Origin of the sequence: Streptomyces sp. NPDC005752 (genome assembly GCF_040630715.1) — a bacterium.
Taxonomy (GTDB): Bacteria; Actinomycetota; Actinomycetes; order Streptomycetales; family Streptomycetaceae; genus Streptomyces.
The window spans coordinates 195,747-213,552 of the sequence record NZ_JBEXYB010000009.1; the positions used below are offsets into that span (position 1 = coordinate 195,747).

At 69.2% G+C, this 17,806-nt stretch carries 13 protein-coding genes and 1 pseudogene; 8 read left to right on the top strand and 6 right to left on the bottom strand.

The annotated features are described in order from the left end of the window. Positions 1–217: 217 nt before the first annotated feature. On the bottom strand, positions 218–3,058 hold the full coding sequence (locus ABZ441_RS10420; RefSeq protein WP_358970583.1) for an AAA family ATPase: 2,841 nt from the start codon (positions 3,056–3,058) through the stop codon (positions 218–220). 372 nt (positions 3,059–3,430) lie between these two features. Between ABZ441_RS10420 and ABZ441_RS10425 the strand changes: the two genes are divergently transcribed. The 5 genes from ABZ441_RS10425 (at position 3,431) to ABZ441_RS10445 (ending at position 8,465) form a co-directional block, all read left to right on the top strand. After that, positions 3,431–4,378, top strand: coding sequence for an MBL fold metallo-hydrolase (locus ABZ441_RS10425; RefSeq protein WP_358970586.1), 948 nt, complete (start codon positions 3,431–3,433; stop codon positions 4,376–4,378). 31 nt (positions 4,379–4,409) lie between these two features. After that, a complete protein-coding gene (locus ABZ441_RS10430) occupies positions 4,410–4,928 on the top strand; it encodes an SRPBCC family protein (RefSeq protein WP_358970589.1) in 519 nt (172 codons plus the stop codon). Positions 4,929–5,010: 82 nt separating this feature from the next. Next, complete coding sequence (locus tag ABZ441_RS10435; protein ID WP_358970592.1) at positions 5,011–5,259, top strand: hypothetical protein; 249 nt, start codon at positions 5,011–5,013, stop codon at positions 5,257–5,259. Positions 5,260–5,844: 585 nt separating this feature from the next. Continuing rightward, on the top strand, positions 5,845–7,245 hold the full coding sequence (locus ABZ441_RS10440) for an MFS transporter (protein ID WP_358970594.1): 1,401 nt from the start codon (positions 5,845–5,847) through the stop codon (positions 7,243–7,245). Next, the gene (locus ABZ441_RS10445) at positions 7,242–8,465 is read left to right on the top strand and encodes an FAD-dependent monooxygenase (RefSeq protein ID WP_358970597.1); all 1,224 of its coding nucleotides are present in this window, start codon (positions 7,242–7,244) and stop codon (positions 8,463–8,465) included. The genes ABZ441_RS10440 and ABZ441_RS10445 overlap by 4 nt, the downstream gene beginning before the upstream one ends. A 430-nt stretch (positions 8,466–8,895) precedes the next feature. Here ABZ441_RS10445 and ABZ441_RS10450 read toward each other — a convergent pair whose 3' ends face one another. The 3 genes and pseudogenes from ABZ441_RS10450 to ABZ441_RS10460 form a co-directional block, all read right to left on the bottom strand. After that, on the bottom strand, positions 8,896–9,588 hold the full coding sequence (locus tag ABZ441_RS10450; protein WP_358970600.1) for a response regulator transcription factor: 693 nt from the start codon (positions 9,586–9,588) through the stop codon (positions 8,896–8,898). Then, positions 9,585–10,907 carry a sensor histidine kinase gene (locus ABZ441_RS10455; RefSeq protein WP_358970603.1) on the bottom strand — a complete coding sequence of 441 codons (1,323 nt, stop codon included), beginning with the start codon at positions 10,905–10,907 and terminating at the stop codon, positions 9,585–9,587. Before ABZ441_RS10455 ends, ABZ441_RS10450 begins: the two co-directional genes overlap by 4 nt. A 7-nt stretch (positions 10,908–10,914) precedes the next feature. After that, positions 10,915–11,151, bottom strand: a pseudogene (locus ABZ441_RS10460) (MMPL family transporter); the annotation flags it as partial. Positions 11,152–11,338: 187 nt separating this feature from the next. Here ABZ441_RS10460 and ABZ441_RS10465 point away from each other — a divergent pair. After that, positions 11,339–11,890: a contact-dependent growth inhibition system immunity protein gene (locus ABZ441_RS10465; protein WP_358970632.1), complete on the top strand. Its 552-nt coding sequence runs from the start codon at positions 11,339–11,341 to the stop codon at positions 11,888–11,890. A gap of 550 nt (positions 11,891–12,440) precedes the next feature. Here the strand turns inward: ABZ441_RS10465 and ABZ441_RS10470 are convergent. Continuing rightward, positions 12,441–13,784, bottom strand: a complete 1,344-nt coding sequence (locus ABZ441_RS10470) for a class I SAM-dependent RNA methyltransferase (protein WP_358970605.1) — start codon at positions 13,782–13,784, stop codon at positions 12,441–12,443. A gap of 103 nt (positions 13,785–13,887) precedes the next feature. Further along, positions 13,888–15,939: an APC family permease gene (locus tag ABZ441_RS10475; protein ID WP_358970608.1), complete on the bottom strand. Its 2,052-nt coding sequence runs from the start codon at positions 15,937–15,939 to the stop codon at positions 13,888–13,890. A gap of 387 nt (positions 15,940–16,326) precedes the next feature. Here ABZ441_RS10475 and ABZ441_RS10480 point away from each other — a divergent pair, with 387 nt between their 5' ends. Both ABZ441_RS10480 and ABZ441_RS10485 read left to right on the top strand, forming a co-directional pair. Beyond that, positions 16,327–16,995 (top strand): TrkA family potassium uptake protein, encoded by a 669-nt coding sequence (locus ABZ441_RS10480; RefSeq protein ID WP_205021562.1) that lies wholly within the window; start codon positions 16,327–16,329, stop codon positions 16,993–16,995. Then, positions 16,995–17,672: a TrkA family potassium uptake protein gene (locus ABZ441_RS10485; RefSeq protein ID WP_358970611.1), complete on the top strand. Its 678-nt coding sequence runs from the start codon at positions 16,995–16,997 to the stop codon at positions 17,670–17,672. Before ABZ441_RS10480 ends, ABZ441_RS10485 begins: the two co-directional genes overlap by 1 nt. The last annotated feature ends 134 nt before the right edge of the window (positions 17,673–17,806 follow it).

Genomic DNA, 17,806 nt, shown 5'->3' on the forward strand with positions numbered 1-17,806 from the left:
TGAAGCCGCAGCTCAGAGGTGTGAGTGCGAGTTGCGGTGCAGCCGGTGACGATCACGGGGCCGACGATGTCGTTGTCCTGGCCGCGAAAGCCGAGGTCCGCGAGGGGGCCGAGGCCGGCGGCACGACATCCGTGAGCCTCCGCTCACGGCGCGGTGCCGACAGGACGGCCTCTTTCCCCAAGACCCCTACCGGACCACCAGCCGTGGTGCGCAGCGATCAAGCCCCGCCCCTCGCATCGATGTCTCGGCCCGCGTCTCTCTCAGCGGTCATGGCATCGACCACATGCCGCAATTGGGAGCGCACGGTGATGCCCAGCTTGGGAAAAGCCCGGTAGAGGTGCGAGCTGACGGTGCGCGGGGACAGATACAGCTTCTCGGCCACCTCACGGTTGGTCAGTCCGAGCGCCACCAGCCGCACGATCTGCTGCTGCTGCGGGGTGAGGCCGGCGAAGGCGTCCGGTTCCGTGATGCCGCTCTGGCCACCAGCGGCCCTGAGTTCGGACCGGGCCCGCGCCACCCAGGGCTGCGCGGCCAGCCGCCGGAAGACGGCCTCGGCGGCGACCAGCGGCGGACGGGCATCGGAGATGCGGCGGTGGCGGCGCAGCCACTCTCCGTACGCGAGCAGCGCCTGGGCACGCTCGAAAGGCCGACGGGCGAGCGCGGGCGCCTCCAGAGCCGCCGTGAAGTGGTGCTCGGCCTCCTCGGCGGGGGCGAGTGCCGCCCGACTCAGACGGACCAGCGCGGCCCTGCGCGGCGCCAACGCGCCCGCGTCCGCCAGGGACCGCTCGACTCCGTCCACGATCCGGGTGGCCTCCTCGCGACGGCCGACCCGGGCCGCGGCAGCCGCCAGCTCGGGCAACGCCGGGTAGGAGAAGTGGTAATGCGTGGAGTTGCCCCGGTCGTCGAAGAGCACACGGTAGTGCTGGTGGGCGGCCTCGTGATCGCCTTCCACGGTGGCGGCGGTGCCCAGCGCGCGGTGGGCGAGAGCGAGGACAGAACGGCTCTCCTGCGGGTCGACGAGCGAGAGGGCGTGCTGCGACCGGGCGCGGGCCCCGGCCACGTCACCGCGCAGCGCGCACAGCAGTGCCTCCGTCGCGGCGGCACAGGCCACGGCATGATCGAGACCGACCGACGACGCGACGGCCGCGAGTTCGGCGCAGGCCGTCTGCGCACGGACCCACCGGCCCTGTTCCAGATAGGCGAGGGCGGCTATCCCGCCGAGGCCGTCCGGCAGCGGCCCCTGCGAGGTCCACGAGGCGAAAGCCGCGTCGTACGTACGCGCGGCCAATTCCGTCTCGTCCAGCAGCCAGGCCGCGACAGCGAGCAGGATCAGCGTCTGCGGTTCCTCTCGCGCGACCGCGATCAGGGCGGGCAGCCGCAGGGCGAAGCGCGCGTCGGCGGCGTCCGGATGCGCGACGACCGAGGTCCAGCCCGCCAGGAGCGTCTCCCGCTCTCCGAGCCGGTGGCCGGGGGCCGCCGAGGCCAGGGGCAGCAGGCGTTCGATCTCGTGCAACTGGGCCGCGTCACCGGAGTAGAAGCGCACCACAGCGGCGGCGGCCAGGGCCTCCAAGGCCGCCGCGGTATCGGTGTCGGCCAGGGTGGCGGCGGGGCGCACCAGTTGTCCGAAGGCGGCGTTGTGGGAGCTGGTCAGCGTCATGAGCCGGCCGACTTGGAGGGCGGCGAGGGCCGCGGCCGTCGGGTCGTCGGTGCCGGCGCGGGTGCGTGCGGCCAGCCGTTCGACGGAGTCGAGCCGGCCGGTCAGGACCGCCGCACTGGTCGCGGCGGCCAGCAGCCGGGTGCTCTCGCCCCGGTCGGGGTGCAGGTCCGCGGCCCGTTCCAGCATGTGGGCGGCAGCCGCGTAGCCACTGCGGTGACGTGCTCGGTTCGCGCTGCCTTCGAGTCGGGCCGAGACCGCCGCGCTCAGCCCGGAGGTAGCGGCGGCAAGGTGCCAGGCGTGCCGGTCAGGATCCTGGTCGCCGAACAGCTCGGCCAGCCCCAGATGCGCCGCGCGCCGCTCCTCTGCGGGGGCCGTGTGGTAGATCGCGAGGCGGGAGAGCGGGTGGTCGCAGCGCAGTCGTCCCCCGCTTCGCCGGACGAGTCCGGCCTCCTCGGCGGGCGCCCACACCGGATCGCCGATGTCGGGAAGCCAGGACAGCACGGCGTGCGGCGGGTCCTCGTTGTCGACAGTGGCCAGGCGCACCACCGCGCGGCGCGTCTCGGCGGGCAGTGCGGCCAGACGGTCGGCGTAGACCCGCCCCAGCCGTTCGGTGACTGGAAGCGGGCTGTGGACCGTACGGGATGTGTAGTCGTGTTCGTCGGCGGCCCGGGCCAGTTCCACCAAGGCGAGGGGGTTGCCCTCTCCCTGGTCGAGGATGGACGCCCGAGCGGGTCCGGCGGGCACCCGCGGTTGGAAGTCCAGCAGCCGTTCCGCCGCGCCGCGGTCGAGGGGCTCCAGGGTGAGGGTCGGTTCCTGATGGGCGAGCCCGCGCAGCGTGGGGTCCCTGGTGGCGACAAGCAGCGTCACCGGTTCGTCGGCCAGACGCCGGGCGACGAAGGAGAGAACGTCCAGTGAGGCGCGGTCGGCCCACTGGGCGTCGTCCACGACCACCAGCAGCGGGCGCTCGGCGGCGAGGTCCGACAGCATGGTGAGGACCGCTGTCCTGATGAGCATCGGGCCCGGCACCTCGCTTCGCTCCGCCACTCCGAAAGCAACGTGCAGCGCCCCGCGCTGCCTGGGGGGCAGTCCGTCGATCCGCCCGCGGACCGGACGTAGCAGCTGGTGCAGTCCCGAGAACGCCAGGTGGGTCTCGGACTGGCTGCTGTCGGCCCTGAGTACCCGACCGCCGTCTGCGGTGAAGCGCGCCACGACCGCCTCCACCAGGGTGGTCTTGCCCGCTCCGGCCCCTCCCACCACGGTCAGTAGAGCGTCCACCGGCCTCGTCCCGGACTCCGTCGCACGCGGCGCGGTCACCGCTGCGACCAGCCTGTCCAGCTCGGCTCCCCTGACCACGGCGGTGCCGCTGCGGCGGCGGGCGGTTGTCACTGTGCAGTCGTCCACCGGTTCTCCAGACGTGGCGGACGCTTCCATGGCTCAACGTCTCCGCTCACCGCGTCCTGCGCATCGACGCTACCAGGGCGTCCTCGGCACATCCCGGACAGCATCCCGGGGGTATGAAACCCATGCGGCCTCCTGTTCCCCGCCACCTCGCTCACCATGTGCCCGGCGCAAGTGGATGCCGGGCACCGAAGCCGGGCCCTCGCCCCACCGCACCCAGGGTTCCGGCCCTCATCCGCACGGTGCGCCGACTGCCCGTCCGCGCCGCCGACGGCCCCGGGCCCGCCCCATGGGGAACTGCAGTCACGTGTCCGATACCGCCGAGGCACCACCTGCTCGCAGGCTGGAAGACGTCCGAACCTTCGAAGGAGAACAATGTCCCCCCTTGCTTCCCCGTCCTCCGAGACCGGGACTCCGACGGTGAGCACCATCGAACTCGGTGATGTGCGGATCCACCGCGTCATGGAGTTCTCCGACACCACTCCGATGACGACAAATGTCTTCTTTCCCAGCAGCAGACCCGAGGAGTGGCACCGGCACACCGCGATGCTGGCGCCCCACCACTGGGAGCCGGACACCGATCTCACTCGTGCCGCCACCCAGTCCTGGGTGCTGCGCAGCGAGGGCAGGATCATCCTGATCGACACCGGCGCGGGCAACGACAAGTACCGTCCGCTGCAACCGATCTGGTCCTACCTGAACACCGGCTACCTGGCGAATCTCGCCGCTGTCGGCGTGCGGCCCGAAGACGTCGACATCGTCGTCAACACCCACCTGCACGACGACCACGTCGGCTGGAACACCCGGCTCGAAGGCCGCGACTGGGTTCCCACGTTCCCCAACGCGACGTACCTCATGCCGCAGCGTGACTTCGAGTACTGGAGGCCCGAGAATCTCCACAACACGGTTTTCGGACGGGGCAACCAGAACGTCTACGAGGACAGCATCACCCCGGTCGTCGACGCCGGTCTGGTGGAGACCTGGGACGAGTCGTACACCATCGACTCCCAGCTCCGCCTCGAACTGGCCCCAGGCCACACCCCCGGAACCTCGGTCATCCACCTGGAGTCCAGGGGCGACCGCGCGATCTTCGCCGGCGACCTCCTGCACGGTGCGATCCAGGTGCACGAGCCGCACATCAACAGCTGCTTCGAGGAGGACGAGGACGGCGCTCGCGCCAGCCGTGCACGCATGTTCGCGCACGCCGCGGACAACAACGCCCTCGTGCTCCCGGCGCACTTGCCCGGACACGGTGCCTTCGAAATGCGCCGCCGGGGTTCCGGCTTCGAGCTGACCAACTGGGCGCCGTTCTCCCGCACCTGATCCGACCGTCCGTCCTCAAGGAGGAACCCTCATGTCCACCACGTTGCCCACGAACCCGGAGAACACGGTCGCGGTCCTCGACGTGTCCGGCTACCGCGTCACCCGACGAGCCTGGGTCGCGGCCGATCCAGGGCGGGCGTACGACCTGCTGAGCACCGTGTCGAACATCGGTCGATGGAGCCCCGACGCGATCCGCGCCAAGTACGAGGAAGGCGCCGGAGCATGGGCGGGAGCCTGGTTCCAGGGCCGTAACCAGCGCGGGGGCGCAGAGTGGGACAGCCGTTCGCAGGTGCAGGAGGCCATACGCGGGGTCGAGTTCACGTACACCGTCCTCGGTTCGGCGCCCGTGCCCGTCGTCCGCTGGCGCTGGACCTTCACCCCCGACGGGTCGGGGAGCCTGCTCACCCAGACGTGGCAGTTGCTCGAGGCGGACCCCGTCCTCGGCTCCACCTACGCAGATCTCGACACCCTGCGGGACGTAACCGTCGGAAGCATGGAGGACACCTTCGTGGCATTGGCCCGCTGGATCTTCGACAACCCGGCGGTCTGAAACCGCACCGCCACGCACCCGGCTGCCGGCCCGGGGCCAGGTGCTCAAGGCCCGAACCGACCGCAGCACCACGTTGAACTGGGTGCAGATCGGATCGATCGCCGGAGAGGCCGCGCCGATCCCGTCCGCTGTGCTGCGCGCGGCTCGCCTGCACATCGTGGGCAGCGGCATCGGTTCCGTCTCGCCGCCTGACTTCATCGCCGAACTGCCCGAGTCTGCCGCCGCGGTCACCGGCGGCAGACTCGACGTCCAGGCCCGGCCCGTACCGCTGGCAGACATCGCGCATGCATGGGACGACCAGTCCAGCAAGCGCCTCGTCTTCGTCCCCTAGCGCCTCCGATCCCCGTGCCAGGCCGCTCATCATCCCGAGACCCGGGGACGTCCTCACTCTGCAGATCGCCGATTTTTGTGGCTGCCTGCCGACCTGCCAGGTGACAGGCGGCGGCTTGGGAAAAGGAAGTGAACATGAAGAAGCGCGCGCTCATCGTGGGTCTTGGCATCGCGGCATGTCCGCAGCCATCGGCCTGCGCGAGGCCGGATGGGCCTGTGGTGCGTAGGCACCAGGACATGTGTGTGGCTGGTCCAGACGCACCAGGAAAAGACGGCGGCGGGGAACGATGCCCGGCGGGGCGCCGGGAGGAAGTGTTGCAGGCGGGCGCATCCCGCGCTTTCCCTTGCCTGGCGGTGTCTGGAGTGATCAACCGGTGGCGACTCTTCTTGACCGCATCGGATGGTGGGTCTTCCGGCGGTACCGCTACGTCGCGGCGGGTCGACTCAGCTGGCTGGCCGGCCGAGCAGTTCATCCCTCCGAGGACAGCACGATCTGTGCCCCCGTCGGCGTGTGCGCCACGGGAGCACGGCGTCCACATCCAGCAGGTTCACGCACGTGCTCGCAACCGACAATGAAAGGACCTCCATGTCCGTAGCTGTGCTGTCCCCGCCTCGTATCGGGAGGCCGGCGATCGGTGCCCTCGGCGTCTTGGCACTCGCCCTCGGCACCCTGCAGTCAGTGGTGGAGCCTGCGCTCCCGCTGCTCCGAGGTGAGTTGGGGGTCAGTAACGGCGATGCGGTATTGATCGGCAACGTATTGCTCATCACCGGCGCGGTCATCACGCCTGTCGCAGGCAAACTCGGCGACCGCTACGGGGGAAAGCGGGTGCTGGTCTCGCTGATGGCCGTGGTGTCGGCCGGTGGTCTGCTGGCCAGCCTGGCGCCGAATTTGCCGCTGTTGTTGCTCGGTCAGGTGTTGCAGGGCGTCATGGTGGGTGCGCTGCCCCTCTCATTCATCCTCGTGCGCAAACACCTCTCGACAGGAGAGTCGCAGGCGGCGATCGGAGTGGTTGTCGCGCTGTTCACAGGCGGTGGCATGGTGGGAATGCTGTTTGCCGGGCGGGTCGCGGAAGGAATGTCCTGGCATTGGATGTTCGCATTACCGACGATCGTGATCATCGGGATGACGTCGGCCGTGATGTGGCTGATGCCGCATGATCCGCCGATCGAGTCGGACAACAGGATCGACTGGCCTGGCGTTTCGCTGCTGAGCGGCACACTCCTCGCGTTCCTGCTCGGGTTGAAGGCGGTGACGGAGGGCGGCGGCGTGTCGCCGCTCGCGACAGGTGCCATCGTGGTGGGCGTGGCCGCACTCGCTACCGCATGGGTCGCCGTCGAGCGCAGGGCAGCCTCGCCGATGGTCGATCTACGAATGCTGGCAAAGCCCTCAGTGCGAAATGCGTTTGGGCTCACCTTCGTCATAACCGCCAGTTTCGGGATGGTGGGCTATCTCTTCCCGCAGATGTTCGGGGCGCCGGCCGACGGGTACGGCTTCGGAGCCGACACCACGGACATCGGACTGCTCCTGCTGCCCGGTGCCATCGCCGGGTGCGTAAGCGATTTGATCGGCGGGATCGCGGCGCGGCGTTTCGGTACGCGCGCCGTAGTCACCGTGGGCGCCGTCGTCATGGTGGCCACGATGATGGCCCTGGCGGCGCTGCACACCGCGGAATGGCAGCTCGCCCTCGCCAAGGTGCTGACCGCCTTCGCCGCGGGCCTTGGTACCACGGCGTTGCTCGCCAGTACCGCCACCGGCGTGGAGACCAAGGACATCGGCATCGCTACCAGCCTGCTCACGGTGACACGCGTGATCGGCACCGTTCTGGGCGCCCAGATCGCCGGCGCGATCCTCGATGCCTGGGCCGATCCGGTAACGGGTCTGTCGACCGAATCGGCCTTCGCCACAGCTTTCACCGTCGCCGGCATCGTCGCCGCACTGTCCTTGCTCGTTGTCCGCAACATTACGAAAATGGGAGCCCAGGCATGACGCCTACCCGTCTGTCGATGAACGTGAGTGCTAACGCGAAGCGCACGGTCCTGGTTTCCGGGGCCGGTATCTCCGGACCTGCGCTGGCGTACTGGCTGAGCCGGTCAGGGTTCGCGGTCACCGTGGTGGAGAAGGCAAGCGCACTGCGCGACAGCGGATACCCGATCGACATCCGCGGTACTGCGATCGAGGTGGTCCGGCGGATGCGGATACTGCCGCAGCTGCAGGACGCGCACATTCACTCGCATCGCTGCACCTTCCTCAACGCCGACGGCAGTGAACTGGCTGTACTCAGCCCGGACGCCGTTGTCGGCAATGTCGGGGGCCAGGACCTCGAGGTGCGTCGTGGAGACCTGGGCGCGATCCTCTACGCGACAGTCCGCGACGACGTGGAATTCTTGTTCAACGACTCCATCGACACACTCGACCAGTCGGGACAGAAGGTCGATGTCGCTTTCCGCGGTGGGCAACAGCACACGTTCGACCTGGTGATAGGCGCCGACGGTTTGCACTCACGTACCAGGCAGGCACTCTTCGGCCCCGAAGCACAGTTCCACCGCTACCTCGGCTACTGCTTCGCCATATTCACCATGCCGAACAGCTTCGGGCTCTCCCACGAGCTCATGATGTGGAACGCCCCGGGGAGAGCCGCGGCCCTCTACGCCGTCGGGGCCGAGGACGAGCTGCACGCCTTCCTGAACTTTCACCAACCGGCTCCGCCTTTCGATGCCCTCCGGGACCCCGACGCCCAGCGGAACCTGGTCGCCACGACCTTCGCAGGCGCGGGATGGGCGGTCCCTGGCATGGTCAACGCCATGCGCGACGCGGATGACCTGTTCTTCGACACGGCCGGCCAGATCCGCATGCCTCACTGGTCCAGCGGCCGCGTCGCGCTCGTCGGCGACGCCGCGTACGCACCCTCGTTCCTTACCGGACAAGGCTCAAGCCTTGCGCTGGTCGGCGCCTACATGCTCGCCAACGCCCTGGCCACGAACCGGGACCACACTGCCGCCTTCGCCGCCTACGAACGCGACGTTCGCGAGTTCGTAGCCATGAATCAGGCACTGGTCGACAACGGTGCCGCCACGCTCTTCCCCACCACGGTGCGGGCCCTGGAGCAACGCAACACCATGCTTCGTGGCCTCGCCACCATGCCTTCCGCGACAACACGACCGGCCCATTCAGCCCTTACGCTGCCCGAATTCGCCTCGACGCCATGACCCGATACCTCAGCGTTTCGCTTTCATGCCTGGTCAAGCGTGCCGTCCGCAGCGCAGGTGACAGCCCTCTGGGGGCTCCGTTCGTGGAACAGTCACAGTGACCGTTCCACGAACGCTCCATAACCCTCGTTCTTAGGCCGCCGCGGCCTGATCCGCCCCTTTCGAGATCAGAGTAAAGAGTGAGGGCCAAGGGCCGTCGAGGCGGAACGTGCAGAGATCCGCCGTCCTTGGCGGACTCTTCGGCTCGAGCCCGGGTGCTGGTGAGCCGCCGGGCGGATGGGTCTGCGGGATGAACGCCTCGATAGGCGCCTTGCCCGCCTCTACCGCCCTCTCGGCGTGATCGACGACCTTGCGGACGCCACGTCTCGGCGCCGGACAGCAGTGTGTGCGGCCAACCGCGTGGAGCTGCCGAGAAACCCTCGGTATCGGACTACGACAGGCGTTCGGTGCCGCTTTCGGGGGCAGCGTGGGCCAGACCCGTCCGGTAGGCGATGACGACGAGTTGCGCCCGGTCGCGGGCCTGAAGCTTCGTCATGGCACGCTGCACATGGGCTCGCACGGTGAAGGGGCTGAGGAACATGCGCTCGGCGATCTCTTGGTTGGACAGACCGGTCGCGACCAGGGCCACCATCTCGCGTTCGCGCGGGGTGAGCACGGCGAGCTGTTCGGCGTGGTGCGAAATGGCATCGTCCGGTGTAGCCAGGAAACGAGCGACCAAGGAGCGGGTCGCGGCCGGGGACAGAAGGGTGTCGCCGTCGGCGATCGTGCGCACGGCGTCCAGCAGGGCATCGGCGCCGATGCCCTTGCCGATGAAGCCTCCGGCCCCCGCGCGGAGCGCCTGGGCGACGTACTCGTCGGTCTCGTACGTGGTGAGGATCAGGATGCGGCTGGCCCGCAGTTCCGGGTCCGCACAGATCTCCGACGTGGCGGTGAGACCGTCCACCTCAGGCATTCGGATGTCCATGATCACTACGTCCGGGCGCAGTTCCCGGGTGAGTCTCACCGCCTCCTTGCCGTCGGCGGCCTCGCCGACCACGGTGATGTCTTCGGCACTGTCGAGGAGTATCCGAAAAGCACCGCGCAGCAGGGCCTGATCGTCGGCGAGCAGCACGCGGAGCGTCACGGCGTACCTCCGAACTCCCGGTCGCCCGTCCGTCCTACGCCTGTCGATTCGTCGGTCATCCATCCCCCAGTGGTTGTTGCTTCGTCAGTTTCCCGCGTCGGGTCCTTGGCGGGCGGCAGGGGCAGTTGGGTGGAGACGAGGAAGCCGCCCTCCGGGCGCCCGCCCGCGGAGAGGTGTCCCCCTACCGCGGTGGCCCGTTCACGCATCCCGATCAGACCGTAACCGGGCGCCTGGTCCCTCGCGGTGGACGTACTCGGTCCCGTGGATGCGGTCGGTGCCGTACGGGCAGACGCTCCGTCGTCGGCGACGCTGATGGTCACGCGATCGCGGTTCCACGCGAGGCGTACCCGGGCACTGCCGGTACCGGCGTGCTTGGTCACGTTGGTGAGGGCCTCCTGGACGATGCGGTAGGCGGTGAGGTCAACTGCCGGCGGCAGCGGCCTGGCCGTGCCTTCCTGGTGCACCGACACCTCCAGACCCGCGCGGCGGAAGGACTCGATGAGCGTGGGCAGCCGGGACAGCCCGGGCGCCGGTTCGGCGGGCGCCGCCGCGTCCCCGGTCTGGCGCAGCAGACCGACCGTGGCGCGCAGGTCGTTGAGCGCGTTGGCGGTGGTCTCGACGAGTTCCTTCAGACTCGTGCGGGTCTCCTCCGGGCGGGTGTCGAAGAGGTGGGCGGCGACCGTGGCCTGGGCGTTGGCCAGAGTGATCTGATGGGCCACGAGGTCGTGCAGTTCCCGGGCGACGCGCACTCGTTCCTCGGCCACTCTCCGGTGCGCCTCGACGTCCCGGCTCTTCTCTGCCCGCCGGGCCCGCTCTTCCATGGCCGCCAGGTAGGCACGTCGGTTCTGCACCGAGTGACCGAGTACGCCGGCCACCAGCGGAAACGCCGCCACCGCGCCCATCCTGCTCACGTCCTTCCACGAGAGGGCCCCCAACACGGGGGCGAAGGCGACCACCAGCGCCGCGGAGATGAGCGCCGAGGCGCTCGCCGCGCGCCGTTCGGTGCGCGCGGTGAGCGAGTAGGAGTAGGCGGTGATCACGGCGGGGGCCACGATGAGCGGGCTCAGCAGGAGTCCCAGGAACGGAGCCAGCACCCCGCTCACGGTCGTGGCCGCCATGGCGGCCAGGGGCGCCCTGTGCCGCACCGGCAGCACAGCGCAGGACAACACGGCGATGAAGTAGGCGGCGGCGGACGGCGATGACAGCGTGCTGCCGTCGTCCTGCACCACACCGCCGAGCAGACAGAGCGCGAACGCCGTCGTCACGGTCGCTGCCTCCCGCCACCACGCAGCGCGTCCACCGCCTCCCGTGCGTGTCATGGCCGACTCAGTCCCGACCGACGGGCAGCCGCCGCACCGCTGCGTCCAACGCGGCTGCGGGGAAAGGAACATGCCTCTTCAGTGCCTCACCCTCGATATCCACGTTCGGCAGCACGCCGTTAAGGATACGGGGCAGCCACCAGGCCCGGTGGCCGAGCAGTGCCAGGACCGCTGGGGTGATCGCCATCCGGACGACGAAGGCGTCAAAGGCGACGGCGGCGGCCAGACCGGCACCCATCGTCTGTTGCTCGTCCACCTGACCCATGCCAGACCAACGAGCCACCAAGCGGAACTCCACGAGTCAATGACCTGCATGCCCTAACCAGGTCGCCGGGCCTGCTCGCTCCCCTTGGAACTGGCAAAGCCGAGGAGCTTCTGGCAGGAAGCCGGGCCGCCCTGACGCAGTCTCTCAACGACCCGGTGTGGCGAAGCTGCGGTTCCTACGAGGACGGAGCGTCCGCCTGTCGGCCCGCCCTGCGGCCGTCGCGGAGGCGGAGCGACAGCTGCGCGCGTACAGCCGTAATCCTCCAGGCCGCATCCGGCAGGAGCTGGGTGAGTTCTACTCCATCCCGGACACCGGAAAGCCCCAGTCGGACATCGGTGACTGGCTGATGGTGCTGGCCGACCACCTGAAGAGGAGCATCGAGGAGGGGGACGTTCCGGAGCCATCGTCCCCGCAGACGCACTGGGAGTGGCACGCGCGTTTTCCGGAGACCGCGCAACTGCTGGGGGGCTGGTTCTCGCAGGATATCGTCGACGAGTTCCTCGGCCACGACGCCGCGGTCGCCGACTACGCCGACACCACAAACCCGCAGTTGGTCGCCCGCCTCGTGGGTGAACTGCACGAGTTGCTCGCCCTCCCCCTGGACGAGGGGGATTACGCCCTGGCTGCCGCCGAACTCGGCATGGAGGTGGGCCCGCCGGAGCCGTTCTCCCACGGCGCCTGGTTCCAGTCGCTGGCGGCGACACTGTCTGGTGCCTGATCCGGCTGGACTGTCGGGGGACGGGCGCTCCACAGCCACAGGACGGCACGAACGTGGACAGCACCCTCAGGGCCGAGCCCTCGCGAGACCCCACCTGAAGGTCCGACCGGCCGGTGACCGCATCCTTTGAGAACATCGCCAGGGCCTCAACAGCGCAACCCGGAGGAGACGCAGGCGATCCGCAGTCCGAAGGCGGATGTATCTCAGCGCCCTGACCGCACCGACCGGGGCCAGGACGGCTACACCGACCTGGCCGCCCGGGTGACCAGATGGCTCGCGGCGGCCAGGGAACCTCTCCTCCATGATGACGCGACGACCCGTACTGCGGCGTGGGTTCGAGGCTCACCTGACGCACCATAAGAACGAGCGTCAGATGAGCGTCGTGCACCAGTCCCAACGAAGGCCGCCGCAGACCGCTTGCCCCTGCACTCTTGGGTGAAACCGCAGGTCAGAGCAGTGTGCCTGGACGGCTGCGCGCTCCACGTCGTGTCCGGTGGGAAACATGTCGAGCGCATCCCGCCGTGCCTGAGAACCCCGAGAACACTGCAGGTCAGTGCCCCTTTGCCGCAGGCTCCAAGATGGCCACGCACTCCACGTGCGACGTCATCGGGAACAGGTCGAACGCCCGCAGTGTCCGCACCCGGTACCCGCCCTCCCGGAAGTACGCGATGTCCCGGGCCAGCGCCGCCGGGTCGCACGCCACGTATGCGATGCGGCGTGCGCCGAGCGCGGCCAGCTGCTTCACCGTGGCCTTGCCGGCACCCGCACGCGGCGGGTCCAGGACGATCAGGTCGCACTCGGTGATGCCCGTGCGCGGCAGGACCTGGTCGACCTTGCCGTGCTCGATACGGACCCGGTCCAGGTCCTTCAGGTTGTGACGGGCGTCCTCGACCGCGCGCTTGCCGGACTCGATGCCGAGCACCGCGCCCTTCTCGCCGATCCGCTGGCCGATGGCGCCCGCGAACAGGCCCACACCGCAGTACAGATCGAGCGCCATGTCGTTCTTGCGGGGCAACAGGCCCTGCATGACCGCGCGGACCAGCGTGTCCGCCGCCTGGGGGTGCACCTGCCAGAAGCCGCCCGAGCCGACGCGGTAGGTACGGTCGTCGGCGCGCTCGCGGACGAAGGCGCGGCCGTGGACGCGGTGGACGCCGCCGTCCTTCTCCTCGACGCGGAGCACGGAGACCGGCTTGTCGAGCTCGACCAGCGGCAGCCGGCCGCCCTCGCGCGGGGTCAGGATGACCTGGCGGTCGTGGGAACCGGTGGCGGAGATGGCCTCCACCGTGGCCATCTGCGGCCAGTCCTGCTTCTCGATCCCGAGCTCGGAGACGCCGGGGGCGGCGATCAGGCAGTGGTCGATCGGCTGGACCTCGTGCGAACGGTGCTTGCGCAGTCCCACCAGGCCGTCCTGGTCGACGGCGTACTGGACGCGCGTGCGCCAGGCCGGGACCTCGCCCGGCGGGAGCTTGTCGCCCTCGGCCGGCATGACCGTGCCGTCCCAGTTGGCCTCCTCGGGCGTGAGGCCCGCGAGGCGCTGGAGCTGCTCGGCGATCACTTCGCCCTTGAGGCGGCGCTGCGCGCCCGGCTTCGCGTGCTGCCAGTCGCAGCCGCCGCACTTGCCGGGGCCGGCGTACGGGCAGGGGGCCTCGACGCGGTCCTTGGACGCCTCGACGACCGTGACCGCGTCGGCGCGCAGGAAGCGCGAGTCGGTGTCGCCCTCCGTGACCCGGGCTACGACCTTCTCGCCGGGGAGGGTGTGGCGCACGAAGAGCACCTGGCCCTCGGACGTGCGGGCGATGCAGTGGCCGCCGTGGGCGACGGGGCCGACCTCGACCTCGTACTCCCGACCGATCAGCGACTCCCCGGCCTGCGACGACGTGGATTCGTTCTGCATGAGGGGGTGGCTCCAGAGATCAGGAAAAGGGAAAACGGCCGGACAACAGCCCACCAGTCTACGTGGGCGGAAGCCGGCCGCTTACCACAGGCGGAGCGCGGAGTCAGCCCTTGCGGGTGGGTTCCTTGTGATGACGCCGCTCCACGGGACCGCGGCGCACCGAGCCCGGAGCGCTCCAGTCGGCACGCCTCCTGGCCCGCACCTTCGCCGCCTCGGAGGACTCCAGCTGGTACGGCACCGACGTCACCATCACGCCCGGCGTGAACAGGAGACGGCCCTTCAGCCGCAGTGCGCTCTGGTTGTGCAGCAGGTGCTCGTACCAGTGGCCGACCACGTACTCCGGGATGTAGACGCTGATCACATCGCGGGGCCGGTCCTTGCGCAGGCTCTTCACGTAGTCGATGACCGGGCGGGTCACCTCACGGTACGGCGAGTCGAGGATCTTCAGCGGGATGTCGATGCCGCGCCGTTCCCAGTCCTCCTTGAGCGCCTTCGTCTCGGCCTGGTCGACGCTGATGGACAGCGCCTCCAACTGGTCGGAGCGCACCAGTTTGGCGTACGCGAGGGCGCGCAGCGTGGGCCGGTGGAGCTTGGAGACCAGGACGATCGAGTGGACGCGCGAGGGGCGGATGCTGTCGTCGGGCCGCGTCTCCGGGGCGGCGATCTCCTCGGCGACCCGGTCGTAGTGCTTGCGGATCGCGGTCATCGTCCCGAAGAAGATGACCATGCCGAGCAGCGCGACCCAGGCACCGTGGGTGAACTTCGTGGCCAGCACGACCACGAGGACCAGGCCGGTGAAGAACGCGCCGAAGGTGTTGATCGCCCGGGAGCGGATCATGTGCCGTCGCGCCGCAGGGTCCTTCTCCGTACGCAGGTGACGGTTCCAGTGCCGCACCATGCCGGTCTGGCTGAGCGTGAAGGACACGAAGACACCGACGATGTAGAGCTGGATGAGCCGGGTCGAGTCGGCGCCGTAGATCCAGACGAGCAGGATCGCGGCCCCGGCGAGCAGCACGATGCCGTTGGAGAAGGCCAGCCGGTCTCCGCGGGTGTGCAGCTGACGCGGCAGGTAGCGGTCCTGGGCGAGGATCGAGCCGAGCAGCGGGAAGCCGTTGTACGCGGTGTTCGCGGCGAGGAAGAGTACGAGCGCGGTGGCCGCCGCCAGGAAGACGAAGAGGAACGTGCCCTCGCCGAAGACGGCTGCGGCGACCTGGGAGATCACCGGGTCCTGGACGAAGCTCTCACCGACGGCCGCACCGTTGTGGATCAGGTCCTTCGCCGGGTTCTCGGCCATCTTGACGTCGGTCGCCATGGCGAGACCGATGATTCCGCAGAACATGGTGACGGCCAGCAGGCCCATCGCCGCGAGGGTGGTCGCGGCGTTCCTGCTCTTCGGCTTGCGGAAGGCGGGGACCCCGTTGCTGATCGCCTCCACGCCCGTCAGGGCCGCGCAGCCGGAGGAGAACGCGCGCAGGAGCAGGAAGACGAGCGCGAACCCGGCGAGCCCCTGGTGCTCCGGCTTGATCTCGTAGTCGGAGGTGGGGGCGTGCATGGTGTCGCCGAGGATCATCCCCCGGAACGCACCCCAGAGGATCATGAGGAAGACCCCGGCCACGAACAGGTAGGTCGGGATGGCGAAGAGCTTGCCGGACTCCTTGACGCCGCGCAGGTTCATCAGCGTCAGCAGCACGATGGCCCCGACGGCGCAGAACGTCTTGTGCTCGACGACGAAGGGGATCGCGGAGCCGAGGTTCTCCACGCCCGAGGCGATCGACACCGCGACGGTGAGGACGTAGTCGACGAGGAGGGCACTGGCGACGGTCAGGCCGGCCTTCGGCCCGAGGTTGGTGGTGGCGACCTCGTAGTCGCCGCCACCGCTCGGGTAGGCGCGCACGTTCTGCCGGTACGAGGCGACGACGGTGAACATGAGGACCACGACCGCGAGCGCGATCCACGGGCTGAAGTGGTACGCCGACACGCCCGCGATGGACAGCACGAGGAGGACTTCCCCGGGTGCGTACGCAACGGAGGACAGCGGGTCGGATGCGAAGACGGGGAGGGCGATGCGCTTGGGAAGGAGCGTTTCCCCCAGCTTGTCGCTGCGCAGCGCCCGGCCGATCAGGATCCGTTTGGGCACGTCGGTCAGTTTGGACACGGTGAGGATCGTAAGCGCTGCCGGGACACGCCACCGAAGCACCACCCCCTCGGGACCGGGAAAACCTTCATAATTACCCGCCCTCACCGGGAAAGTCCATGGAATCCTTAACGAAATCCTTGCGGCGCGGAAGCGCGCGAGACCTCGGACCGGCCCTCTCGCCCTCTCCCCCGTCCCGTCCCACGCGTCGCCGGCCTCCCCTTTTGCTCATCGGCCCGCGGGGTACGCACACTCGGATGAAGCGGTGTCGGCGTCGCCGCATAAGCTCATCCAAGGGCAACGCCGGAGGTGGTTGCCCCATTGTTTGCCCCGCAAGCTGAGAGAGAAGTGTGAGCAGGGTGTTTTCGCAGGTCATCCGGACGACCAGGACGGCGAGGTAGGCGCAAGGTGCACATCGTCATCATGGGCTGCGGGCGCGTCGGAGCCGCCCTCGCACAGACCCTGGAGCAGCAGGGGCACACGGTCGCCGTGATCGATCAGGACCCCACGGCGTTCCGACGCCTCGGTTCCGGTTTCGGCGGCAGGCGCGTCAGCGGCGTCGGCTTCGACCAGGACACCCTGCGTGAGGCGGGTATCGAGGAGGCCGGAGCGTTCGCGGCCGTCAGCAGCGGCGACAACTCCAACATCATCGCGGCCCGGGTGGCCCGCGAGATGTTCGGCATCGAGAACGTCGCGGCCCGCATCTACGACCCGAAGCGCGCCGAGGTCTACCAGCGCCTGGGCATCCCCACCGTCGCGACGGTCCGCTGGACGGCGGACCAGATGCTGAGGCGGCTGCTGCCGTCGGGCGCCGAGCCCCTGTGGCGCGACCCGAGCGGTGGTGTGCAGCTCGCCGAGGTGCACACGACGCCGTCCTGGATCGGGCACAAGATCAGCACTCTGCAGGAGGAGACGGGCGTCCGCGTCGCCTTCCTCACCCGCCTGGGTGAGGCCATACTGCCCACCTCGCAGACGGTTCTGCAGGAGGGCGACCTCGTCCACGTGATGATGCGTACGGACGAGATCGCAAAGGTCGAGGAGGCCTTTGCCGAAGGTCCCGAGGAGGGCGGTCACTGATGCGCGTCGCGATTGCCGGGGCCGGTGCGGTGGGCCGTTCCATCGCGGCCGAGCTCCTGGAGAACGGGCACGAGGTGCTGTTGATCGACAAGGCGCCGACCGCCATCTCGGTGGAGCGGGTCCCGATGGCCGAATGGCTCCTCGCGGACGCCTGCGAGATCACGTCGCTCGACGAGGCGGCGCTCCAGCGGTGCAACGTCGTGATCGCCTCGACCGGTGACGACAAGGTCAACCTGGTCGTGTCGCTGCTCGCGAAGACCGAGTACGGCGTACCGAGGGTCGTAGCCCGGGTGAACAACCCGAAGAACGAGTGGCTGTTCAACGAGTCCTGGGGCGTCGATGTGGCCGTCTCCACTCCGCGGCTGATGTCGGCCCTGGTCGAGGAGGCGGTGAGCGTCGGCGATCTGGTCCGGCTTCTGCGCTTCAGCCACGGCGACGCCAACCTGGTCGAGCTGACGCTGCCCCCGGAGTCGGCACTGGCCGGCATCAGGGTGGGCGATGTGGACTGGCCCGTGGACACCTCGCTCGTCACGATCATCCGCGGCACGCGAGTGCTGACGCCGAGCCCCGAGGAGACCCTGGAGGCCGGTGACGAGCTGCTGTTCGTGGCCGCCCAGGCTCGTGAGGAGCAGCTCGAGGACCTGCTGTCGGTCCGCCGGGAGCTGTCCGAGGACTGAGCGGACCGCGTGTACGTGTGGGGCCCCGGACCGTTTCCACGGGGAGGGGGGGCAAACCGAGACGCGGCGGTGTTGGGGTAAAAAAGGGGTTTAGGGGCGGCTCCCGCGCCCGGGGGCGCAGGTAAGCAGATCGG